The sequence below is a fragment of the Roseibium sp. genome (assembly GCF_965216085.1).
Taxonomy (GTDB): Bacteria; Pseudomonadota; Alphaproteobacteria; order Rhizobiales; family Stappiaceae; genus Roseibium.
In genome coordinates, this window is sequence record NZ_OZ244138.1 from 4,506,109 (window position 1) to 4,528,355 (window position 22,247).

25 protein-coding genes are annotated in these 22,247 nt (G+C 56.2%); 10 read left to right on the forward strand and 15 right to left on the reverse strand.

Features of this window, described 5'->3' with window-relative positions; all coding sequences use genetic code 11:
* Positions 1-81 precede the first annotated feature (81 nt).
* The 3 genes from ACOOFE_RS21150 (at position 82) to ACOOFE_RS21160 (ending at position 1,466) form a co-directional block, all read left to right on the forward strand.
* The gene (locus tag ACOOFE_RS21150) at positions 82-261 is read left to right on the forward strand and encodes a hypothetical protein (RefSeq protein ID WP_420411900.1); all 180 of its coding nucleotides are present in this window, start codon (positions 82-84) and stop codon (positions 259-261) included.
* 141 nt (positions 262-402) lie between these two features.
* Positions 403-960, forward strand: coding sequence for a molybdenum cofactor biosynthesis protein B (moaB, locus tag ACOOFE_RS21155; RefSeq protein WP_420411901.1), 558 nt, complete (start codon positions 403-405; stop codon positions 958-960).
* A 5-nt stretch (positions 961-965) separates the two neighbouring features.
* Positions 966-1,466 (forward strand): GNAT family N-acetyltransferase, encoded by a 501-nt coding sequence (locus tag ACOOFE_RS21160; RefSeq protein WP_420411902.1) that lies wholly within the window; start codon positions 966-968, stop codon positions 1,464-1,466.
* A gap of 186 nt (positions 1,467-1,652) precedes the next feature.
* Here ACOOFE_RS21160 and ACOOFE_RS21165 read toward each other — a convergent pair whose 3' ends face one another.
* The 3 genes from ACOOFE_RS21165 to ACOOFE_RS21175 all read right to left on the reverse strand — a co-directional run bounded on the left by ACOOFE_RS21165 (position 1,653) and on the right by ACOOFE_RS21175 (position 3,688).
* Positions 1,653-2,504, reverse strand: coding sequence for a nuclear transport factor 2 family protein (locus tag ACOOFE_RS21165; RefSeq protein WP_420411903.1), 852 nt, complete (start codon positions 2,502-2,504; stop codon positions 1,653-1,655).
* Between the two features lie 116 nt (positions 2,505-2,620).
* Complete coding sequence (locus ACOOFE_RS21170; protein WP_420411904.1) at positions 2,621-3,196, reverse strand: TetR/AcrR family transcriptional regulator; 576 nt, start codon at positions 3,194-3,196, stop codon at positions 2,621-2,623.
* Between the two features lie 66 nt (positions 3,197-3,262).
* Positions 3,263-3,688 carry an Lrp/AsnC family transcriptional regulator gene (locus ACOOFE_RS21175; protein ID WP_420411905.1) on the reverse strand — a complete coding sequence of 142 codons (426 nt, stop codon included), beginning with the start codon at positions 3,686-3,688 and terminating at the stop codon, positions 3,263-3,265.
* 410 nt (positions 3,689-4,098) lie between these two features.
* Between ACOOFE_RS21175 and ACOOFE_RS21180 the strand changes: the two genes are divergently transcribed.
* A complete protein-coding gene (locus tag ACOOFE_RS21180) occupies positions 4,099-5,157 on the forward strand; it encodes a saccharopine dehydrogenase C-terminal domain-containing protein (protein WP_420411906.1) in 1,059 nt (352 codons plus the stop codon).
* Positions 5,158-5,226: 69 nt separating this feature from the next.
* On the opposite strand, the gene ACOOFE_RS21185 is transcribed toward ACOOFE_RS21180, so the two are convergent.
* The 3 genes from ACOOFE_RS21185 to ACOOFE_RS21195 all read right to left on the reverse strand — a co-directional run bounded on the left by ACOOFE_RS21185 (position 5,227) and on the right by ACOOFE_RS21195 (position 7,535).
* Positions 5,227-5,865 carry a VOC family protein gene (locus ACOOFE_RS21185; protein WP_420411907.1) on the reverse strand — a complete coding sequence of 213 codons (639 nt, stop codon included), beginning with the start codon at positions 5,863-5,865 and terminating at the stop codon, positions 5,227-5,229.
* A gap of 163 nt (positions 5,866-6,028) precedes the next feature.
* A complete protein-coding gene (locus ACOOFE_RS21190) occupies positions 6,029-6,775 on the reverse strand; it encodes an SDR family oxidoreductase (RefSeq protein ID WP_420411908.1) in 747 nt (248 codons plus the stop codon).
* A 67-nt stretch (positions 6,776-6,842) separates the two neighbouring features.
* Complete coding sequence (locus ACOOFE_RS21195; protein ID WP_420411909.1) at positions 6,843-7,535, reverse strand: glycosyltransferase; 693 nt, start codon at positions 7,533-7,535, stop codon at positions 6,843-6,845.
* A gap of 106 nt (positions 7,536-7,641) precedes the next feature.
* Between ACOOFE_RS21195 and ACOOFE_RS21200 the strand changes: the two genes are divergently transcribed.
* Positions 7,642-8,778: a PA0069 family radical SAM protein gene (locus ACOOFE_RS21200; RefSeq protein ID WP_420411910.1), complete on the forward strand. Its 1,137-nt coding sequence runs from the start codon at positions 7,642-7,644 to the stop codon at positions 8,776-8,778.
* Between the two features lie 11 nt (positions 8,779-8,789).
* Here ACOOFE_RS21200 and ACOOFE_RS21205 read toward each other — a convergent pair whose 3' ends face one another.
* Positions 8,790-9,569 carry a substrate-binding periplasmic protein gene (locus ACOOFE_RS21205; RefSeq protein ID WP_420411911.1) on the reverse strand — a complete coding sequence of 260 codons (780 nt, stop codon included), beginning with the start codon at positions 9,567-9,569 and terminating at the stop codon, positions 8,790-8,792.
* 188 nt (positions 9,570-9,757) lie between these two features.
* Here ACOOFE_RS21205 and ACOOFE_RS21210 point away from each other — a divergent pair, with 188 nt between their 5' ends.
* Both ACOOFE_RS21210 and ACOOFE_RS21215 read left to right on the forward strand, forming a co-directional pair.
* The gene (locus ACOOFE_RS21210; RefSeq protein WP_420411912.1) at positions 9,758-10,408 is read left to right on the forward strand and encodes a ribonuclease HII; all 651 of its coding nucleotides are present in this window, start codon (positions 9,758-9,760) and stop codon (positions 10,406-10,408) included.
* Positions 10,409-10,415: 7 nt separating this feature from the next.
* Positions 10,416-11,390, forward strand: coding sequence for a GNAT family N-acetyltransferase (locus ACOOFE_RS21215; protein ID WP_420411913.1), 975 nt, complete (start codon positions 10,416-10,418; stop codon positions 11,388-11,390).
* A gap of 239 nt (positions 11,391-11,629) precedes the next feature.
* Here the strand turns inward: ACOOFE_RS21215 and ACOOFE_RS21220 are convergent, their stop codons facing one another.
* The 8 genes from ACOOFE_RS21220 to ACOOFE_RS21255 form a co-directional block, all read right to left on the reverse strand.
* Complete coding sequence (locus ACOOFE_RS21220; protein WP_209010822.1) at positions 11,630-12,109, reverse strand: F0F1 ATP synthase subunit B; 480 nt, start codon at positions 12,107-12,109, stop codon at positions 11,630-11,632.
* Between the two features lie 10 nt (positions 12,110-12,119).
* Positions 12,120-12,665, reverse strand: coding sequence for a F0F1 ATP synthase subunit B (locus ACOOFE_RS21225; RefSeq protein WP_141188201.1), 546 nt, complete (start codon positions 12,663-12,665; stop codon positions 12,120-12,122).
* Between the two features lie 78 nt (positions 12,666-12,743).
* On the reverse strand, positions 12,744-12,971 hold the full coding sequence (locus ACOOFE_RS21230; protein ID WP_008191441.1) for a F0F1 ATP synthase subunit C: 228 nt from the start codon (positions 12,969-12,971) through the stop codon (positions 12,744-12,746).
* A gap of 82 nt (positions 12,972-13,053) precedes the next feature.
* Positions 13,054-13,803 carry a F0F1 ATP synthase subunit A gene (locus ACOOFE_RS21235; protein WP_141188202.1) on the reverse strand — a complete coding sequence of 250 codons (750 nt, stop codon included), beginning with the start codon at positions 13,801-13,803 and terminating at the stop codon, positions 13,054-13,056.
* 64 nt (positions 13,804-13,867) lie between these two features.
* Entirely contained in the window at positions 13,868-14,257 is a 390-nt protein-coding gene (locus ACOOFE_RS21240; protein WP_420411914.1) for an AtpZ/AtpI family protein, read from the reverse strand.
* Positions 14,258-14,464: 207 nt separating this feature from the next.
* Positions 14,465-17,923, reverse strand: a complete 3,459-nt coding sequence (smc, locus tag ACOOFE_RS21245) for a chromosome segregation protein SMC (RefSeq protein WP_420411915.1) — start codon at positions 17,921-17,923, stop codon at positions 14,465-14,467.
* Positions 17,924-18,010: 87 nt separating this feature from the next.
* A complete protein-coding gene (locus ACOOFE_RS21250) occupies positions 18,011-18,646 on the reverse strand; it encodes a DsbA family protein (protein ID WP_141188205.1) in 636 nt (211 codons plus the stop codon).
* A 171-nt stretch (positions 18,647-18,817) separates the two neighbouring features.
* Positions 18,818-19,303 carry a DUF721 domain-containing protein gene (locus ACOOFE_RS21255; RefSeq protein ID WP_420411916.1) on the reverse strand — a complete coding sequence of 162 codons (486 nt, stop codon included), beginning with the start codon at positions 19,301-19,303 and terminating at the stop codon, positions 18,818-18,820.
* A gap of 234 nt (positions 19,304-19,537) precedes the next feature.
* On the opposite strand from ACOOFE_RS21255, the gene mutY reads away from it, so the two are divergent.
* The 3 genes from mutY to bfr all read left to right on the forward strand — a co-directional run bounded on the left by mutY (position 19,538) and on the right by bfr (position 22,190).
* Positions 19,538-20,602 (forward strand): A/G-specific adenine glycosylase, encoded by a 1,065-nt coding sequence (gene mutY / locus ACOOFE_RS21260; protein WP_420411917.1) that lies wholly within the window; start codon positions 19,538-19,540, stop codon positions 20,600-20,602.
* Between the two features lie 383 nt (positions 20,603-20,985).
* Complete coding sequence (locus ACOOFE_RS21265; protein ID WP_420411918.1) at positions 20,986-21,468, forward strand: fasciclin domain-containing protein; 483 nt, start codon at positions 20,986-20,988, stop codon at positions 21,466-21,468.
* Between the two features lie 236 nt (positions 21,469-21,704).
* The gene (gene bfr, locus ACOOFE_RS21270) at positions 21,705-22,190 is read left to right on the forward strand and encodes a bacterioferritin (RefSeq protein ID WP_141188209.1); all 486 of its coding nucleotides are present in this window, start codon (positions 21,705-21,707) and stop codon (positions 22,188-22,190) included.
* The last annotated feature ends 57 nt before the right edge of the window (positions 22,191-22,247 follow it).

The window sequence follows — 22,247 nt, forward strand, 5'->3', positions numbered from 1 at the left end:
ATACTGACCTAATTTGAATGCAAGTGTCTCAATATTGTTATTTTTTGTAATTTTATTTCATTTTTATGTAAGATCTGGCGGGTGAAGGGGATCGAAACGCTCGCAACGCGCGACACCGTCATCACCGGACTTGATCCGGTGATCCATGCCGTTCTGTCTCCCTTCGGTCAGCCTTACTTGGGGCAAGGAAACGGAATGGATGCCATGATCAAGTCATGGCATGACGGAGGAGTTGATGGTTATAGTACCCGCAGCGGCTAGGCCCCTTATATACCGCTCACCGTGGCGGCATGACGCATCCTGCCCCTTTCTCTGGCACCAGCTTCCTCAATCGCCTATGTCTAGATTGCGCATCACTCGTGAGATCAGGGTGAGGCGACCAAATGCAAAGAAGAGCCGCCCATGTCCCGTATCGATGAAAGCCGTCCATTCGTATCGCTCAACATTGCCGTTCTGACGGTCTCCGACACAAGGAAACTGGAAGAAGACCGGTCGGGCAACACGCTGGTGGACCGTTTAGAAAAGGCCGGCCACAAGTTGGCCGACCGCAAGATCGTCACGGACGACGTGCCGGCTATTCAGGCGGTGGTGAAGGACTGGATATCCAACAGCGGTGTGGACGTGATCATCTCCACCGGCGGCACTGGCTTTACCGGCCGGGATGTGACGCCGGAAGCGATGGAACCTCTGTTTGAAAAGAAAATGGACGGGTTTTCGGAAGTCTTTCACCGGATCTCCTATGACAAGATCGGCACATCAACCATTCAATCCCGGGCAACCGGCGGTGTGGCCGGAGCCACCTACATCTTCGCTCTGCCCGGCTCGCCAGGCGCCTGCAAGGACGCCTGGGACGGCATCTTGAAGTGGCAGCTCGACTACCGCCACATGCCCTGCAACTTCGTGGAAATCATGCCCCGTCTGGATGAACATCTGAAGCGCGGCAAACTGCAAAGCGCATAACGCAGGTGACATTCCAAACCCGCATTGCGGACCCTTCGGACGAGACTTCTGTCTCTGGCCTACTTAGCCGGAGCTACAGAGCGCTGTTGCCTCAGGTCTATGGCGCCGAACTGCTCAGTGCCGCTTTGCCTCTGATCACAAAGGCGCAACCGAAGCTGCTCACGTCTGGCACCTATTATGTTGCCGAAACAAACAGCGGGAAACTCATTGGTGCCGGCGGTTGGACCAAACACTCACCGACGGCACGAGACGAAACACCGGCGAATGGCAACATCCGGCACTTTGGAACGGACCCGGAGTACACGGGTAAAGGCGTGGCGCGAGCGCTGATGGATAGATGCTTTGAAGCGGCACGTCGTGCTGGGCTCCAGGAACTGAACTGTTACTCGACCCTCAACGCCGAAGCGTTTTACAAGTCGTGCGGTTTCATCACGAAAGAGACTTGTATGATCGAATTGCCCGGCGGGGTACAGTTTCCGTCAGTCCGCATGGAAATCACTCTCTAGGCAATTGGCTCCCGCCCTAAGGTTTCCCGGCCGAGGCCAACGGATAGGGCTTTCCGCTTCAGCCACCTCCCGCTTCCCGGACCGCTGCGTAGCGCAGAACCGGGGCCCTCTTTATTTTCGGCATTACTATTGGTCCGGTTACCGCCTGGGCGGTTTCGCTCTTCAATGAAATGAGGTCTCAAAACCTCACTTTTCCTTGGGCCGGAACGGCTCCAGGATTTCCACGTCCATCGTTTTGATGCGGGCAAAGCGTTCGTTGACATCGTTGGTCACGGCCCATGTGTGCCGAGTTTTGGCAACCAGTTCGCCGCCATTTGGCAAGAGACCAGCCCAATCGAAATCGACTGCCACTGTGTAGAGGCCGTCCTTGCCATTCACAGAGAAATTCTCAAGGACATGGGTGCTGGCCTCAACCTGGGATGCCGGACCTGCCAGCCAGGCCTTAAACTCCTCAAAAGACCGGATCGGGCCGCTGGAAAAGTTCAGCTGAAATTCATCGGCCAGGATTTCACGCATCGGTTTTGGATCGCGATCTGGATCCTCGATGAAACTCAACCAGGCGTGAACCAGGCTGCGCATCCGGTTTTCCGGATAGGCATCCGCATAGTCATCGCCCGGCACTTCTTTGACAGGCTTGATCTCAACACTTGTGATGAGTGGCAATCCGCTGTTCTGCGGCGCAAATGAAACAGAATAGGCGAGCTCCGCCTGGCGGACAGCGTCCTCATCCAGCATGCCCAGGTTTTGATAGATGATTGTAGCGGTCAGGTTCATCGAACCGTCGGCCATATGCGTGATTTTGGAAGATGTCACCTGGTGTGAATTGCGCCAGGTTTTAGGCAACTGGTCGACGCGAGTTTCATATTCCTCATGTCCGTTTGCGGTTCCAAGGGAAGAAGATACCTGGACATCTTTGCTCAGGATATCCAACGCATTCCCTATGCCACCTTCAGGGCGTTCGTATATCTGAAACCAGCGGTAAAACTGCACCTTGGCGGCATGCTCCATGTAACCGTTGCGAATGTCGTTTTCGGTCATGTGGGCATGTCCCTGCGCTGAGGTGCATAACAGAACCACACCCGCGAGAAATTTTGAGAGATATGTCATGGGTCACGGCCAGTCTTAAATTAATGAGCGATTGCTCATTATATAGATCAAGCCGCAACACCCCGCCAGCACAAATCAAAAATTTCTTCTGCGAAATCTGGGTCTGGTGCCACCCCGCTCATGGCGGTCTGCCGGCCTAACCGTAAAGCCGGCGCGGAAAGAACGGTATTAATCGCCCGGACATTTGCTGGCCGCAAAGTGCCGTCGGTGATCGCAGCCTCGATGATCTGTCCGATATCCTGAGCCATTTCCTGGATTACCGCATCTTCTTCCGGCAGCAGGACGGATGTATTGAGGATCACCTCGGCAAAAGCGAAATCTTGAGGATGATTGTGGGCAAAGTCCAACAGGGCAAACCACATCGCACGAAGCTTGTCTTGGGATGTGCTCTGCGCCTTTGCTGCGGACATCAAAAGTCGATGGACGTCGCGTTTGATCTCCAAGAACACCGACCTGAGGACGGCATCCTTGCTGTCGTGGTAACGGTAAACTGTTCCAACTGACAGTCCGGCCCGCTTTGCGATTGTGTTGATCGAGGCTGCCGAGGATCCAACCTCAACAACAACGTTGACTGCTGCTCTGCGGATATCTGCGGGCTTGTCGCCCGTTTTTAAGCGCGCCATTTTTGGTCCTCACCGACACTCGTGGTGTTCATAGTGCCGAACCTAACCTTTGACAAATATCTTAGTTTACGGCTTTGAGGCAGAGGCCAAACGAATATGGCTTTGGGTTTCTGCCACCTCTGGAAGGGCCCGGATTTGGTCCAAGGTCTTGTCGAGAAGCTTCAGCGACCGGACGCGCAGTTCAGCGACCAGATCAAAATTGCCGCTGAGCGTGTGAATATCGGTGATCGCATCGATCCGCCGCAGCGCGGCCTGGGTTGCCCGGCCGTCATCGGCTTTCAGCCGGATCAGGGTAAAGGCACTGATCTGATGATCTTCTTCCGTTTGCCCCAACTCAACCGTGAACCGGTGGATCACCTTCTGGTGCAACAGCTTGTCGATGCGGTTCTGCACCGTTCCTCTGGAGACAGCGAGCGTTTCGGCGAGATCGGTCACCGAAGCCCGCGCATCGCGTGTCAGAAGATGTAATAGCCGATGGTCCAGATCGTCCATTAAGTTTTCTACTTTCGCCAGAGCTTAGTTATCAGCTTTTCCCGACTCAATTTGTCGCCCCAGCGCAGGCTGGGGCCCAGTATCCTATTGACTTGGTTTTGGAAAAGAGATGACACGCTTAAGCGTACTGGATCCCAGCCTGCGCTGGGATGACAAATACCTGCGGAAACTCTTCAAAACCATTTCGGCTTCACCTGGCTAGACAGGCCCAACGACATACCAAATTTTGATTCTCACATTTTGATAAAAAAATCCCGATTTGCAAGAATTATTGCCATTTTGATTGACGCGGACTCAGGACCTAATGAGACATTATGGGCTTCCGGCCAGAGGGAAGCCAGGTTTTTGATACGCGGCGGATCGGGACGCGGGTTTCTCTGACGGGAGATGCGGTCCGCCAAGGAGGACATATGAAAAAGATCGCCGTTTTGGGCCTCGGCAAGGTCGGAGCGCTCGCCGCCCGTCTTTTGCACGACAGCGGGTTTGAAGTTCACGCTTATGACCAGCATACGCCGCGCGAAGACCTGCCGTTTGCGGTTCATTCGGCGGATCTGAAGGCTTACGATGGACTTCTAAAAATGTTTCAGGGGGTGGACGCGGTTCTCTCCTGTCTGCCTTACCAGTTGAACGTCGGTGTCGCGACGGCCGCCCATGCCGCCGGCATCCACTACTTCGACCTCACAGAAGATGTGCCGACCACCAAGGCGATCATTGAGATGAGCGAAACCGCCAAGGGCCTGATGGCGCCGCAATGCGGTCTTGCGCCCGGGTTCGTCGGCATTGTCGGCGCCAGCCAGATTTCCGATTTCGACGAGTGCCGGTCCTGCCGAATGCGCGTTGGCGCCCTGCCGCAGAACCCGACCGGCCTGATGGGCTATGCCTTCAATTGGTCGCCGGACGGTGTCGTCAATGAATACCTCAACGACTGCGAGGTGATCGAAGACGGCGTGCGCAAATGGGTCTCACCGATGGAGTGGCTGGAAACCATCTATATCGACGGCATGAAGCTGGAAGCTTTTACAACGTCCGGCGGGCTCGGCACCATGTGCGAAACCTATCTCGGAAAGGTCGCGAACATTGACTACAAGACCATGCGCTATCCCGGCCATGCGGATCTGATGAACTTCTTCTTCCACGAGCTTTTGATGCGCGAACGGCGGCATGAAGCCGGCGAAATTCTCGTTCATGCCAAACCGCCGACCGACAATGATGTGGTCTATGTGCATGTGGCGTCCGAAGGCACGATCGACGGCCGCCCGCGCCGGGAAGAATTTGTCCGTGCCTATAAGCCGATCGAGATCGGAGGCAAGATGCGCACCGCAATCGCCTGGACCACATCCGCCTCTGTCGTTGCGGTCATCGAAATGGTCCGTGACGGTGCCCTACCGAAAAACGGGTTCCTGAAACAGGAAGACATTCCGCTCAATGCGTTCTTGAAGACGCGGACTGGATCACTCTACGCAGCGTGATTTTTGGTATTATTGGCCGGTGCAACACGCATCGGCCAAAGAGTTTTTGCTACCGAGATACTGAGTGGATTAAGTCAGTTCTTTCAATCCCCTCGGTGTCTCGATTTCCGCCCGATAGCGGACCTCGGTTCCGGTGACGATCCGCGGTGGGCGATCAATCTCCAGTTCATTGTACAGCCTTTCAATTGCCTCAGGCTCGGGATGTTCCAGCGTCATCGACCGGAGAACCGCGCCCCTATCCGGAATTTCCGCTTTTGAGGTCGGTGCGCCGCGATGATCAATCAAGGATGGCGCTGCACCATCGAGAGGCAGGGACCCGCCCTCCGGGATCGCAAAAGCGAACACGGGGTTTTCCGGTGGAAGAGGAACCTCGTTTCCGAAAATCGCGCCATGTTTTGCAAGGACAGATCGCAGGTCATTTGTACTCGCAACCCAGCCCCTGAGCCGCCGGCCCGCGTCCCAACTAGATCTCACGGTTTTCGGATCGTCGAGGCCAAACCAACGCGAATGTCTGGGTGAGATCCCATCCGGGTCAAACGCGACGATTTCCAGGTAAATCCCATCGCCGAGCTGGAGACGGTGATTGTGGGTGCCCATGTATTCGTGACGCGTTCCGAATGGCACCTCTATGTCGAGGCAGTCTTGAACGTGCCGCACCCCTTCAGTCAGCGTTGGCGGGACAACAGTGATGTGGTCGAGTTTGATCATCTGTTAGAATCCTGCGTTTTGATTGAAGATCCAAAATCCTAAGTGTCCCAATCTCCGGGTTACCTCAGCCTATATGGGTATTCGGCGACCAATTTGCGCTGTTCCTTCATAAGGCTGCATGCGAAAACCCAGTGTCGCGCCATGATCGCCTTGCGAGATTTTTCTAAGGCTTCACCGTCTCCCGGACATGGGAAGGTGGCAACGTCGTACCCGCATGTCGCCGGTCTGGATCGTTGTAGAAAACATCCGTCCCGTCGGGCTGAATAATGACTTCCCGGTCTTCTATTCCTTTGGGGGCCGTCGCGACCCGATAATACTCGGCAGCGATGATATCCGGATCGAAGGGCCCGCCCGGTTCCACGATCCCACAGACTGCCAGGACCGAGACATGCACCCCTTTTGGAGATAACTCCTTATAAAGAGATAGGGACAGGCTTCGCAAAGCCGCCTTACCAAGAGCAAGAGAGGTCCATTCCGGATAGGGTTCAAGCGCCAGTCCGCCTCCAGTAAAGAGAATTGCGCCAAATCCACGCTTGATCATTGAAGGGGCGACCTGCTGAGCTGCTTGAAAAGCACCGAGAAGGTTGACTGAAAACTCGTGGCTTAGCTGCTCTGTGGACAGTTCAAGTGGAGACGCGGGCCGCATCACGGATGCATTGTAGATCAAAACATCGATAGGCCCGAGCTGTTCTGTCAATCGCTCAATCGCGTATTGCAGCCTGGGAAGGTCACCTGCATCTGCCGTCTCGAAACACGCCGCCATGCCAGCCGCTGTCAGCTTATTGCTTTGCAGTTCAAGAGCAGAGGCCGACCGGGCCACCAAACCGATTTTGTACCCTTCTCGCCCGAAACGCCTGGCAACCGCGCCAGAAATTCCAGCACCTGCACCAATGATCAAAACAGTCTGCACAGTTGCCTCCAAGTGGTATTTCCTATCGATACCACCTTCCAGGAGAATACGCGCGCGAGTTAATCCATTACCCGTGCAGTTTGACCGCCACGCTGGCCGGTAAACGCAGGGCCCCGATGGCAAACCGGGCAAGAGCAGGACGCAGACCGGAAGACGCCGCCTCGTCTCCCGGTTCGCCGGACAAGACCGCTGCTGCCCTTAAAAAAACCATACGGCCACGGCCGATGCGTTTGGCAATGTCCAAGTCTTCCAGATCCGGCAAGGGCCGGTGGCCGCCGAGCGTTTGGTAAAACTGGCGCGAAATCAAAAGCCCCTGGTTGCCATAGGGCATGCCGAGCAGCTGGCTGCGGACGGAGGCAATCTTCTCAGAAAGCCGTGCGCCCATGCCGAAAGCTTCATACCGCAAGCGGAACGCAGCCGCTGTCTTGGGGCCTTTTGGTGTTCGCGATGCCCGTTCGATGAACGCCTGAACCTCATGATGCCAGCCGCTTTCCAGCAGGGTTTCAGGCTGAAGGAACAACAGCCAGTCACCGCGTTTGGCGATTTTGGCTCCATAGGCAAGACGTGCGCTGCGCGGGCCTTCATGGGTCACGAAGGTGCAGCCAGCGGCATCGGCGACCTTATCGGTGTTATCGGTCGAGCCGCCATCCACAATGATGACTTCGCGGACCACGCCTTCAGCAGCAGCTGGTACCAGCGCGGCTAAAGCGTGAACTAGGTCCACCTCGGAATTCTCGGTCGGAATTATGACACTAATCATGACCCTTTTTATGCCACGAAACTTTTGAAAGTGCGAGCAAGGGGCTTGTTCCGGCGCTGAAACTGACTAATGTTCTCTCTATGTTCTCATAAAGAGTCGGCAGTTTATGACCCTCGCACAGCCTAGCGACCCACTTTCCACCTCAAGCGGTGGTGACGTGACCGATACCAGCCACCTTGCTGCAGACCGGCGCCGGGGACGGGCTGCGGCAACCAACCGGTCCGGCCGGTTTGAGAAGCTCTCCCGCGAGGCTTTTGATGATGGCTGGGACAGTCTCGATGAACTCCCCCCTCTCAAAACGGAAGTGCAAGAAGAACGCGCCCGAACGATCATCACCCGCAATGAATCGCCGGATATTTCCTTCGACCGATCCATCAACCCCTACCGGGGGTGCGAACATGGCTGCATCTATTGTTTTGCAAGACCCAGCCACGCCTTTATGGGCCTGTCGCCGGGGCTCGATTTTGAAACCCGGCTGTTCGCCAAACCAAACGCAGCCCAGCTTTTAGAGCGGGAGCTTTCCAAGCCGGGGTATCAGCCGAAGGTGATTGCGATTGGCACTAACACCGATCCTTATCAGCCGATGGAACGCCGCTACAAACTGATGCCCGAGATCCTGGACGTTCTGGAGGCTTGCGGGCATCCGGTGGCGATTGTCACCAAATCGGCTCTGGTCACGCGGGACATTGAGGTGCTGGCGCGGCTGGCCGAACGCAATCTGGTCAAGGTCGCCCTGTCGGTGACCACGCTGGACAAAAAACTCTGCCGGACGATGGAGCCACGGGCATCTGCACCCCACAAACGTCTTGCCGCAGTCAAAGCCTTGAGCGAAGCCGGTATTCCTACGTCAGTGATGATGGCCCCAATCATACCGGCGCTGACCGACAGCGAAATTGAAGGCCTACTGGAGGCCGCGGCAGATCACGGCGCCAGTGAAGCGGCCTTCATCCTGCTGCGCCTTCCGCTGGAAGTGTCCGAACTCTTTCGCGACTGGCTGCTCCGCAACCGTCCGGACCGCTACCGCCATGTCATGAACCTGATCCGCTCCATGCGCGGCGGCAAGGATTATGATGCCAAATGGGGGGAACGCATGCGCGGACGCGGACCCTACGCCGATCAGATTTCAAAACGCTTTTCGTTGGCCGCCAAACGGTTTGGCCTGAACTTGCGCAAGAAGAAACTCTCAACAGACCATTTCATCCAGCCGCAAAAGGGCGGGGTTCAATTGAGCCTCTTTGAATGACCGGTAAGACATCACTGGAGCTGGGTGCGGTCGCTGATTTTGAAAGAGAAAAAGTCGCGGATGACATCCTGGATTTCTCCGCGAGCCTTTAGCCTCTGCGTCGCTTCCTTCAAACGAAGCACATACCCGTCGCCGGGCAAATCCTTGTTGCACATGAGCATTTTTGGATATTTCTGGGTAACAAGCGGCTCCCCAAAGATCGGCCGCAAAATACCCGCCTTCTTATAGGCGCTGAAGCGAATGCTTTCAGTGGCCCCCATGATCGCGTCGATCCGGCCGTACGCCAGCATCAAGGAACTTTTTTCATAGTCAGGTGTGGGGACCTTGTTAAGCGTAGCATCACTGTCAAACGGATCGCCGATGCTCATTCCACTCGGAACACCAATTCTCAAGCCCTTCAAATCTTCATACGAGCTCAGAATGATTCCCTTGCGCGGCATGATTCCGACATTCAGCATGTGGCCAATCGGCTCCACTTGGGTGAAGGTCTTGCGGGCAAAAGGAGAACTTGCTGCGATTGTGCAATCCGCCGCACCGCTTGAAACATCGCTAATCATGCGTTTGATCGGAGCTATTCGGGCATTTTCAGGATAACCGGCCTCTTTCAGGATCATATTTGCAATCGTGAAGAGATAACCGGCAGTCTCGCCCTTGCCATCAAGGTAGGCATAAGGCTCCTGCTGCATGATCACAAAAACGGGACGCACGTCCTCCGCGTAGGCTTTCACCGCCAGCGTGAAAACCATAATCACCGGCAAAAAGAGGCAAATCCGTCTGCGATACATCTTCATACCATATGTCTCTTTGACGAAGATGAGTCTAATGGGATAGGCGGCCGCAGCAAATTGTGATTTCTGTCCAGATATAAGGGATGGACGAAGGGTCTTGCCATCGGTTTTCTGCCGATGGTTTACTGCTGACGCACACCACTTTTAGACATCCTAAAACTCCAGAACCGGCTTCCGTTCCATCTCCGCCAATGACCGAAAACCTTTCCCTCTTCGACCTCGCCTTTCCGGACGGCCCGGATCTCAAACTTGAAACAACACATGCCAGGTCGTTTGACGGCCTGATCTGTGGTGTGGATGAAGCCGGACGTGGACCCTGGGCCGGCCCTGTTGTGACGGCTGCTGTGATGCTCGACTACAACAATGTCCCAGTGGGTCTGAATGATTCCAAAAAGCTGTCCGAGGCCAAGCGGGAAGAACTGTTTGGAGAGATTCTGGCCTCTTCGTTGGTCTGTGCGGCCAGCGCCTCACCTGCCACGATCGACCGGCAGAACATCCGCACTGCGACCCTGTCGGCAATGGTACGGGCAGTCAACGGCCTGCCGGTGGTACCCAACTATGTGTTGGTCGATGGCCGTGACGTCCCTCCCGGTTTAAAACAGCCAGGACAAGCGCTGATCAAGGGAGACGGGCGTTGCCTATGCGTCGCTGCAGCCTCCATTGTTGCCAAGGTTTTACGGGACAGAATGATGGTCGCGCTTGACGAGGAGTTTCCGGACTACGGCTTTGCCCAGCACAAGGGCTATGGCGTTCCGGCCCATCAGGCAACGCTCAGTCATTTGGGGCCGACGGAGCATCATCGGATGAGTTTCAAACCCGTGCGGCTGGCGGCAGAACAGTGAAGAGCCGATGAGTTATCCCTTGGAAATACGTCAAGCCACTCCGGCCGATAGTGCTGAATTGTTGAAACGTCAAAAGGACGCTTACGTCAGCGAAGCTGAACGTTATCAGGATTGGTCTTTGCCCGTTCTTAATGAAACGGAAGAGGCGTTTTTATCAGCGCTCGAAACCCACACCATTTTGGTTGCCCTTCTCAACGAGCATCTGGTTGGCTCGGTGCGGGCAAAACTTGATGGCGGTGTCTGCCGGATTGGACGGTTGTTTACAGCTCCAGGCTATCAAGGAAAGGGCATTGGATCTTCCCTGCTTCGTGCAGCGGAAGACGCATTCCAAACCGTTGACACGTTCGCGCTGTTCACCGGCAGCGCCAGTCACGGCAACATCAGCCTCTACCGCCGGCATGGGTATGAAATCACCGGCCGTGATCAGATGACAGCAAAAATCGAAATGGTGATCATGGAAAAACCGGCACGAAACACCAAACTTGCAAGTCAGAACAATCGAACACAACCGGAAGACAAAATGAACATCACCATCGAAACAGCAGAAAAGGGCGATGCCGACGCGATCCTTAGCTTGCAAAAAATCGCCTTTCACCAGGAAGCAAAGCTGAATGGCGACATGCTGATTACGCCGATGGTGGAAACGCTGGACCAGCTGACGGAAGCCTTTTCGACCCACCTGTTTCTGGTCGCGAAGGACGGGCCGGAAATCCTTGGCTCAGTTCGGATCCGCTCAGATGGCAACACGTGCCATATCGGCCGTCTGTTCGTTGCGCCCGGGCATCAAGGGCGCGGCATTGGCCGCCGCCTGATGCAGGCTGCAGAAGAGCAATTTACGAAAAGCGGTAAGTTCAAACTGATCACCGGCGGCAAAAGCGCCGGCAACATCCGGCTTTATGAGAGCCTCGGCTACCAGGTGACCGGAGAGGCAATGGACAACGGCAAAACACCGCTGGTGGTCATGGAGAAACAACAAGGCTAATTCCAATTGTTTCCAGGCGCCTGCACCTTCACTAAAACACCTCTCCCATTGAAAGTGGTTGGGTCGAAGGCCAAACATTTCCTCACGCCCAACATCTCTCCTTTGCACATCGGGCACCTTCTTCCTCAGGAAGAGGAAATTGGGCAGCGGTTACCGATTAGTGTGGAGTAAGCTTACAGAAACAAAAAAAGCGGCCCGCAAAGGCCGCTTTTCTGATCTTTATGCCGGAACGCTGAAACTTAGTTCAGCTGCTCCTTCACCTGAGCGATGCTCTTGGTGAGTATGCCGTCGGCCACTTTGTCCTTGACCTTGGAGGTCAGGATCGTTTCAGCAGCAGCGACAGCAACGTCGGCAGCCTTGGCGCGGACTTCGGCGATCGCCTGGGTCTCGGCCTGAGCGATCTTGTCTTCCGCAGCTTTGGTGCGGCGCGCGATCATCTCGTCAAGTGCCTGGTTGGTTTCCAGGGTCAGGCGCTCAGCTTCGGAATTGGCTTCCGCGATGATGGCTTCCGCCTCACCTTCGGCCTCATGACGCTTGCGCTGATATTCCGACAGAAGTTCCTGGGCTTCTTCACGCATCTTGCGCGCTTCGTCCAATTCCTTCTGAATATCGTCAGCGCGTTTGTCCAGCGCCGAGCCCATTTTGCCCGGAACCTTCAAATAAGCGATCAGTGCAAGGAACAGAACGAGACCGACCAGGGCCCAAAAAGTAGCATCCATGATGGTCTCCTCAGTTCATTGCCGACTTCAGCGCCTTGGTCAGATCGGTCTTGGTCGGAGCTTTGCCCATCAGCTGCTCAACGAGCGCTGTGGTTGTTTCTCCGGCAATGTCCCCGATCTGGGACAGGGCTTCGGTCTTGATCCCGGCAATGTGCGCTTCAGCCGCGCTCAGTTTGTCGGCGAGTTCGGTTTCCGCCTTCTCACGACGGGCTTCCTGATCAGCCTTCAGCTTGGCGCGCGTGTCATGGGCGATGCCATGCGCCTTGCTGCGGGCTTCGCTCAAAGCCTGCTCGTAAGCTGCAATCGCAGCGTCGGTTTCTTCCTTGAGGCGGTTGGCCTCGCCGAGATCACCGGCAATGCGGTCCCTGCGATCTTCCAGGATACCTGCAATCCGAGGCACAGCCACGTTCTTCATCATCCAGTAGAAAAAGCCAAAGGTAATGGCCAGCCACAGGATCTGCGAAGAATAGGTCGTTGCATCGAACGGCGGGAAGCCAGCACCGTGCTCTTCAGCCGGAATGTGAACTTCCGTATTAGTTTCGGCGTTGCCTGCCATATCCTATCTCCAAAATCCGATCGGGCGGCGCAGACGCCGCCCCCGGAAACGCGTCATAACTCTCTAAGGATTAGAGAATTAGACAGCGAAGAGCAGGAGAAGAGCGATCAGCAGGGAGAAGATGCCCAGAGCTTCGGTAACGGCGAAGCCAAAAACCAGGCGACCGAACTGGCCGTCAGCTGCTGTCGGGTTGCGCAGAGCGCCGTTCAGGTAGTTACCGAAAATGGTGCCGAGTGCGATAGCTGCACCGCCCATGCCGAGGCATGCGATACCAGCGCCGATGTATTTTGCTGCTTCTGCTTCCATGACACGTGCTCCTACGTAGTGTTTTGCAGATTTCAGATTTCACCAAGCAGCGGCCTTCATGCCGCCGCAAGACAAGTTTTGCTTAGTGTGACGGATGAAGTGCGTCGTTGAGATACATGCAGGTCAGGACCGTGAAGACATAGGCCTGCAAGAAAGCAACGAGGAACTCCAGTGCGGTCAATGCGACCGTCATACCGAGCGGAAGGATTGCACCGGCTGCAGACAGGCCACCAGCGGCGCCCATCGAAACAATAAAGCCGGCGAAAACTTTGAGGGTGATGTGACCGGCCAGCATGTTCGCGAACAAACGAACGGACAAGCTGATCGGGCGGGACAGGAAGGAAACCACTTCGATCGGTGCAACGATCAACAAGAGAACCGGCGGAACTCCTGAGGGTGCGAACAAGTGGAAGAACTTCATGCCGTGCTTCATCAGGCCGTAGATCGTGACCGTTCCGATCACAAGCATGGCGAGACAGAACGTCACGATGATGTGGCTGGTTACCGTAAAGAAGTACGGGAACATGCCGAGAAGGTTGGCAACCAGAACGAACATAAACAGCGAGAACACCATCGGGAAAAACTTCATCCCTTCGGTTCCCGCCGAACTTCGTAACATTCCGGCGACAAACTCATAAGCCATTTCGGAGATCGACTGCATCCGGCTCGGCACCAAGCCGCGGCCGCTGGTCGTGAAGATCAGGAAGGCAGATGCTGCTGCTACGGTCAAAACCATAAACAGCGAAGAGTTGGTGAATGAGAAATCCATACCGCCGACTTCAATCGGGAACAGGGTCTGGATTTGGAACTGATGGATCGGATCGTTCGCCACCGGTCAGCCTTCTTCGCTCAAAACATTTCAAGGGCGCGCTTTAAGGAAATAAAGCGCAAATCTCTCAGTTTGATCCGCCGTCGCCAGCATCGTCACGTTTGACCCGTTGTTCCGGCTCGGCAATACGCCCGGCAGCCCTCATAACGTTCAATACGCCCGCCGCGAAACCAATGAGCAGGAAAACAATCAACCCGAAGGGTGTCGTCCCCAGCCACTGATCAACGAACCAGCCCAAACCGCCACCAACCACAATCCCGGAAATGAACTCAGATGAGAGTTTCATTGCCTGACCATAGCCGGATGAATCGCTTTTCTTGGCCTTTTGCTCCGCTTCTTCAGCTTTGCGCTGGCCATCCAGCATCCGGTTCAGACGGTCCCGCCGTTCCGACAGATCCGCCTCAGAGGCCACCTTGTCCAGGTCATCAGAATTGCCGTTTTGCGAAGAGCCACTCATGTTGTTCCCCGCCCCCGTCAAGCCGTGAGACCCAGCCTCAGGACGCCCCCTTAAGCCGCGCGCACCATAGTCGGGGGCCTTGGACCTGTCAAGAACACTGACATTTCAATTAAATCATTGAAATTTTTGAATAATTACGCCTTTCAGACATTTTCCATGACCTAAGTCTTACGGGAAACTTACGAAGGAGCAGAAATCGACCACAGTTTAGGCACTTTCACGGAATCGTTCCGCGGTCTCCAAATCCACCGAAACGAGCTGGGAAACACCGCGTTCGGCCATGGTTACCCCAAACAGCCGGTTCATGCGCGCCATGGTGATTGGATTGTGGGTGATCACCACAAAACGGGTGTCGGTGTTCCGGCACATTTCGTCCAGAAGATCGCAGTAGCGCTCCACATTGGCGTCATCCAGTGGCGCATCAACCTCATCGAGCACGCAGATCGGTGCTGGATTGGTCAAAAAGACCGCAAATATCAACGACATAGCCGTCAGTGCCTGTTCACCGCCAGAGAGCAGCGTCATTGTCTGCGGCTTTTTGCCGGGAGGGCGGGCGATGATTTCCAGGCCTGCGTCCAGCGGATCATCCGAATCGACCAGCTGCAATTCTGCCGTTCCACCGCCGAACAGATGCGTGAACAGACGCTGGAAGTGACCGTTGACCACTTCGAAGGAAGCGAGCAGGCGTTCACGCGCTTCCCGGTTCAGGTTCGAGATGCCGGTGCGCAAGCGGCGAATTGCCTCAATCAGATCGTCGCGCTCCGATGTCAGCGTGGTTTTCTGCTCGTCCACCTCGCGCAGTTCTTCTTCTGCGCGCAGGTTGACACCGCCCAGGCGTTCACGCTCGGCCTTGAGGCGATCGAGCTTTTTCTCCATAGCGTCCGGATCCGGCAGCGGCGCCCCGTCTTTCAGGCCAGCGATTTCCGGTAGAGCCGCGACGGAGACTTCAAGATCTTCGTCAATCCGCCGCTCCAGCGTCTGTTTGCGCTCACGCGCAGCCTCTAGCCGTTCTTCGGCGCGAATTTTTTGCTCGCGTGCGCCCGCCAGGCCTTCCATGGCCAATTTGGCAGCCCGGTCGACGTCGGAAAGATCCCGCTCGGCCTGGCTCAGCTGATCATCCTTTTCCTTCTTGGCTTCTTCAGCCTTGGCGATGGCGGAAAAAAGCTCCCGGCGCTTGATCTCAATGTCTTCCGGTGCCTCGATCAGTTCCGCGCGCTCTTCTTCCGCTTCTTCCCGGCGCTCGCTCAAGACAGCGATCTGCTGGGCGGCGTTCGCCGCGCGGGTTTTCCAGCTGTCATATTCACGGGCAATGGACTCGAGACGGCGGTCGCGCATCTGCTGTTCGCGGGAAAGGCCTTCCGACACAGCCCGGGCTTCGGCGAGCGCGGCACGGGCCGTCGCGACCTCGCCCTGCAGCTCAGCAATCTGGTCCTGATAGCTGGTGGCGTCAGGCGCAGCTTCCAGCTGCTCCTGCGCTTCTTCCATATATTCGCGAGCCTCGGCGGCTTCTTCGGATAAGCGCTGCGCTTTGTCTTCGGCAGCCGCTTTTTGCGAAGCGAGCTGAGCGACAGCGCGTTCTGCAGATGCTAAAGCTTCGCGCGCCGCTGTTACCTGACGCTGGCCGTCACGAACTTTGCCGCGGGCAGATTGCTCGAACTCCACCGATTGCTGAACGCGGGCAGCAGCTTCTTCTAAAGCCAGTTGCTGCACTTCTACCGATTGCCGCGCAGTTTCAGTTTCATCGTCGAGTTCCGCCAGGCGGTTTTTCTGGGCCAGTCTTTGGGCTGCCGGTGTGGGGGCATTGGCCGCCACCACAAAACCATCCCAGCGCCATAGGTCCCCTTCCCGGCTCACCAGTCGTTGGCCGGGTTTCAAGCTTCCCCGTAGACGCGGTCCATCGCCCTGAGACACCAAACCAATCTGTGACAAGCGCCGATGCAGTTCTACTGGCGCACCCACGACCTCAAGAAGAGGTCTTGCGCCGTCAGGCAGGCTGGGATCCGCCGCCCCCGACAAGGCACTGCCCCATTTGACCGCAGCGGCATCATCGAGCGATGCATCCAGGTCTTCGCCCAGCGCCGCCCCCAATGCGGTTTCATATCCGGTTTCAACAGAGATCTGCTCAACAACCGGTGTGTGATCCGCCTCGCTATGAACATTGAGCACCTGCTCCAAAGTTCTGGCTTCGGTTTGCAGGCCCTGAAGCAGCGCGCGGGCATCACTTAAAGGTGCTCGGGCCGCCTGTTCCTTATCCCGGGCTTCAGCAGTCGCAGCTTCGGCTTCTTCCACTGCGGCTTCGGCCTCGGCCAAAGCCTCGCTCGCGACCTCCAACTCCTCACGGTGTTCCGCAACGCCGTCTTGGGCGTCCATGCGCGCTGTCAGATCCGCCAACGCTTGCTGAGCCTCTTGCGCCTGAGACACGAGCCGGTCTGCGCGCTGACGGCTTTCGGCAACCGCCCGCTCCAACTGACGGCGTTCGGCTGAGGCCCGCGCTTCAGCTGCCGTCAACTCCGACAGCATACCTTCCTTGCCCCGCACCACCTCTTCGGCCTCAGCAACCTTTTCCCGGGCCGCTTCGGTGCGGTCGTGGACCATCTCGTTTTCTTCCAGAAGCTCGGCGCGCTCTTCGGACAGCCGCTCCAACACTTCGTCATTTTCCGAGACCATGGACTGCTCGCGCCGGATGTCCTCGGCAAGCTGCACAAGGCGGCGTTCCAGATCCTGCAGCCGCTCCTTGATCCGGCGTTCTTCGGCATCGAGATCATTGCGGGCGATGACAAGCCGCTGCAAGGCTGCACCAGCCTTGGCCGCATCCTCGCGGAGCTCTGGCAGTTTATGCGCGGCAATGGCCTGAATACGGGCGCTTTCCGCTTGCAAGCCTGTTGCTTCGTTTACCTGTTTCTGGGCATCGGAAAACTGGCTTTCCGCCCCGGCCAGGGCATCCCGAGCTTCCGTCCAGCGGATATAAAGGATGGAAGCTTCCGCACCGCGGATTTCTGACGAGAGGTTCCGGTAGCGCGAAGCCTGCCGGGATTGCCGTTTCAGATTGTCGAGCTGGCTGTCAATTTGAACCAGCACATCTTCCAACCGCTCAAGGTTCTGTTCAGCGGCCCGCAAACGGATTTCCGCTTCATGGCGGCGCGAGTGCAGACCGGAAATACCAGCGGCTTCTTCCAGGATTTTCCGGCGGGACGTCGGCTTGGCGGCAATCAGCTCGCCGATTTGGCCCTGGCGGACCATCGCCGGTGAGCGGGCGCCCGTGGAGGCGTCGGCGAACAACAGCTGGACATCGCGGGCGCGCACATCCTTGGCATTGATCTTGTAGTTCGACCCCTGCTCGCGCTCGATCCGGCGGCTGACTTCCAGAAGATCGGCATCATTGAAGGCCGACGGCGCGGTCCGGTCGTTGTTCTCCAGAAACAGGGTCACCTCGGCCGTGTTGCGGGCGGGTCGGTTGAGGCTGCCGGAGAAAATCACGTCATCCATGCCGGAGGCACGCATGTTCTTATAAGAGTTCTCGCCCATGACCCAGCGCAAGGCTTCGACGAGATTGGATTTGCCGCAGCCATTGGGACCGACCACGCCAGTCAGGCCATTGCCGATGATGAACTCCATCGGCTCGACAAAGGATTTGAACCCGGCAATGCGGAGCTTTGAAAACTTCATCGGCGCCCGCACCTCCCCGGTCCGGACGCCGATAGATAAGTCATTTGTTCAAGGCGCAGGCAAGCTGCCTGCAGCTGAGCTGCAGGATCAGAGGTTTTCCTCGATGATCTTGCCCATTTCGTCAATCGACAGCGCCCCCGAATGCTTTTCGCCGTTGATGAAGAAGGTCGGCGTTGAGTTCACCCCAAACTCATTTGCCCCGCGCTCTCTCACCGCGTTAACTGCGTCAAGCAATCCCTGGTTTGTCAAGCATTCCTCAAACGACTCTTGTGTAAATCCGATCTGCTTGGAAAAGTCGAGCAGGGATTGGTACGGATTGTCGGTGAACGCCCAGGCACGCTGCTGTTCGAACATGATGTCCACAATGTCGAAGTATTTTTCCTGCGGCGCGCAGCGTGCCAGCATGAAGGCAGCAGACGCAACCGGATCCAGCGGAAACTCGCGGAAAATAAAGCGAACCTTGCCGGTTTCAATGTAATCCTTCTTGAGATCCGGATAGGTGCGGCTGTGGAAATTGGCACAATGTCCACAGGTCATGGACGCATATTCGACAATCGTAACCGGTGCGTTCTCATCGCCCAAGATTTTGTCGCCAAGCGGACCCGGTTTCAGGAGTTCGTCTTCGTCGACTGACTGGGCCCATGCGGGCGCTGCAGAGGCGAGCCCAAGCGCGGCCGTTGCCAATGCGGTGGTTTTGAGAAACTGTCTGCGGGTCTGGGTCACGAAGATCGTCCTGTCACAAATGAATTAGCCGCACTCTAGGGTGCCTGTTGTTCCTTCATGTGCCCTTTCGGGCACGGCAGGTCAACACAGCTTGGTAATTGTGGCAGGAGCGAGGACGGAAAAACTTCCAAATTCACAGTGTTGTTATTGGTCCGTGAAAGCTTGGATGCTTCAGGCAGCAGTGTCCGTGCCGCGGGCAATCACTTGCGCACCCAGTTTCTTCAGGGCCGCACGCAAGCGGTCATTTTCAACGGTTTCCAGGCTCGCATCGAGCCTTTGTTCTTCTGACCGTGTCAGAGGTCGAAGGGCTTTTCGCGGCCGGGCCTGTTTCACAGCCACCGGCTTTTGCTGGATCTTGATGCGGCCGATCGCCGCCCAGCCATAGAAGGTGTTGATGCGTTCAATCACTTGAGGGCTGTCATGGGACAGCATCAAAGCGGTTGGTCCATCTGTGTGCACCACAAGGGTTGCCGGCTGCGGTGGGCGCTCCGGATCACTCAACTCCGGCTGCCGTGGCCAGACGAGCCGGTCCGGCTGCACTCTGGTTCCATACCGCTCGCCGACAATGTCAGCCCAGGAGGCAATGATATCGACGGAGGCAAAACCGCGTTTCTTGCAGGCAGGGGTCATCGCTTTGCCGACCAAATCGGCAAGCACTTTCGCGCCCTTTGGATTTGCCTTCTTCGCGGTTATGACCTACCTCCTTTTGTCTGCCAGTCTTGCCTTGAGCCAGATGCAGACACCGGTCCCTTAGCCTATGTGTTTCAATAGAATAAGACAAAATGAAGACGAATACTTTAACTCCCGTCTTGCGCCAAGCTTATCACCGTAATTGTCCCCAGACTATCCAAAGCAGCCGCAGGCTCCGGCGGACCATATGTCTGTAAGACGATGAGCAACACTCCACTTTCTTCAAGTTTGCTTGATTGGTACGACCGCCACGCCCGCTCCCTGCCCTGGCGCGTGAGCCCGGAAAACCGCCGTCTTGGCGAAGTTCCCGACCCCTACCGCATCTGGCTGTCGGAAGTCATGCTGCAGCAAACAACTGTCGCAGCTGTCAAATCCTACTTTGAGATCTTCACCCGGACTTGGCCGACGGTAAACGACTTGGCCGCTGCAGACGAAGAGGACGTGATGAAGGCCTGGGCCGGACTTGGCTATTATTCCAGGGCCCGGAACCTGAAGAAATGCGCAGATCTCGTTGCGCAAGACTATGGCGGCCAATTCCCGGACACGGAAGACGCTCTCCTGAAACTGCCTGGTATCGGCCCTTACACGGCCGCTGCTATCGCCACGATCGCCTTTGACCGGCATGCCGCCGTGGTCGACGGCAATGTTGAGCGGGTTCTCTCGCGCCTAAAAACAATCGAAACACCACTCCCCGGTGCCAAGCCCGAGATCAAAGCCGTGATGGCAGAACTGACACCGGAAGACCGGCCTGGTGATTTTGCCCAGGCCGTGATGGATCTCGGCGCCACCCTCTGCACCCCGAAGAAACCAGCGTGTGCGCTCTGTCCTTGGTGGGAGGACTGTCAGGGTCATGCCTCTGGTCTGGCGGAGACCCTGCCCCGCAAAGCGCCAAAAACAAAAAAACCGACCCGCTATGGCGCCGCCTTTGTCGCAGTTGATCGGACAAGCGGCGCTGTTCTGTTGCGCCGGCGTCCACCGGAAGGCCTGCTTGGCGGTATGAGCGAAGTTCCAGGCACCCACTGGGCAGAGGATTTTGATCTTGAGACCAGTCTAACGCTGGCTCCCTTTCCTGCAGACTGGAGAAAATGCATGGCTGAAGTGAAACACACATTCACTCATTTTCACCTGATGCTGACGGTCTACCAGGCTGAAGTTGCTGCGGCCACAGCCGGTCTAGAGGACTGCTGGTGGTCGTTACCGGAGGCTGTTCCCGGCGAAGCCCTGCCAACCGTCATGCGCAAGGTGCTCGGCGCGGCTTTGGATTGAATCCATCCGAAGCAACTTGTCACCCCGGGCAAACACAGTGAAGACCCGGGGCCCACTCGCAAATCATCTTGCCGTAGCATGCCATTGCGTTTTCTGGACGCTCTGCAAATGAGTAGGCCCCGGCGTTTCGGCCGGGGCGACAGAATGGGTTGCTTGGAACTGAACCGGCATTCACGGCTGCATAACCCGCCCACGCAGACCGATAGCCGCCAGATCACTTCATTTCGCGAATAAATGGAGAAATACTTTTTCCTCATCCAATTCGAAAAGCTGTCCGTAGATCTTCCCGTTGCAAGCAAAGAACTCTGCAAGTTTTGTTTCTGGAAAATCAATTTCCGGAGCGGAGTTTCTTTGGCTGAATTCTAAGTAAGGGAGTCCTCCTCATGAAGCTGATCCAGAAACTCGCAGTCGCACTGCTCCTCGTTTTGCCCTTCTCTGCTGCACAGGCAGGGAACAAAGACATCGTTGACACTGCCGTTGGTGCAGGAACGTTCAACACCTTGGTTGCTGCTGTTCAGGCCGCCGAACTGGTCGACACGCTGAAAGGCGATGGTCCGTTCACTGTCTTCGCGCCGACCGATGAAGCCTTCGCAAAACTGCCAGCTGGTACGGTTGAAGACCTGTTGAAGCCGGAAAACAAAGACAAGTTGATCGCTGTCCTGACCTATCATGTGGTGCCGGGCAAGGTCATGTCTTCTGACATCGCCGGCAAAAAAGCCGACGTCGCCTCTGTTCAGGGCGACACTATCGCAGTTGATGCGACCGATGGTGTGAAGGTTGATGGTGCGAGTGTGGTCACCGCCGACATTGAGACCTCTAACGGCGTCATTCACGTCATCGACAGCGTGATCCTTCCGTCCTCCTAAGACGGTAATTCCTGCCATCTCCTCAGGCAAAGTGCAGGCGCAGTTCACTCTGAACTGCGCCTGTTGCTTTTTTGCAGATTACATCCGGCTTAATGTGATAATTTTCGAAAATCTGAAGAAAATAACTGACACTCTGATTCAACAAATTTCTGAAAAAAAACAACAAATCGCCCCTAGACTTCTAATGTAGAACTATTCTAAAGTACGGAAAATTTCGGCTAGAAGGAGAGATGGCCATGAAAGGGAATGAGAAAGTTATTGCCTGTTTGAACGAGGCACTTTTCCTCGAGCTCGGCGCTATCAATCAATACTGGCTGCACTACCGGATGCTGGCGGATTGGGGCTATGCAAAGCTGGCGAAAAAAGAACGCGAAGAGTCCATCGAAGAGATGGAACATGCGGATAAGCTGGTCGACCGCATCATCTTCCTCGAAGGTCTGCCGAACATGCAGAAGGTCGGTCCGCTGCGCATCGGCCAGGACATCAAGGAAGTTCTGGAAGCCGATCTGGCTGGCGAATATGACGCCCGCACGTCCTACAAGAAGTCCCGCGATGTCTGCAAGGAAGAAGGCGACTATGTCTCCATGGCGCTGTTTGAAGAGCTGCTGAAAGACGAGGAAGGCCACATTGACTTCCTCGAAACCCAGTTAGACCTTCTGGAGAAGATCGGCGTCGAGCGTTACGGCATGCTCAATGCGGCCTCTGCGGACGAAGCCGAATAAGCAGCTTCTACGGCATTGTGCTTAAACAAAAGCGCGGCTCCTCGGGCCGCGTTTTTT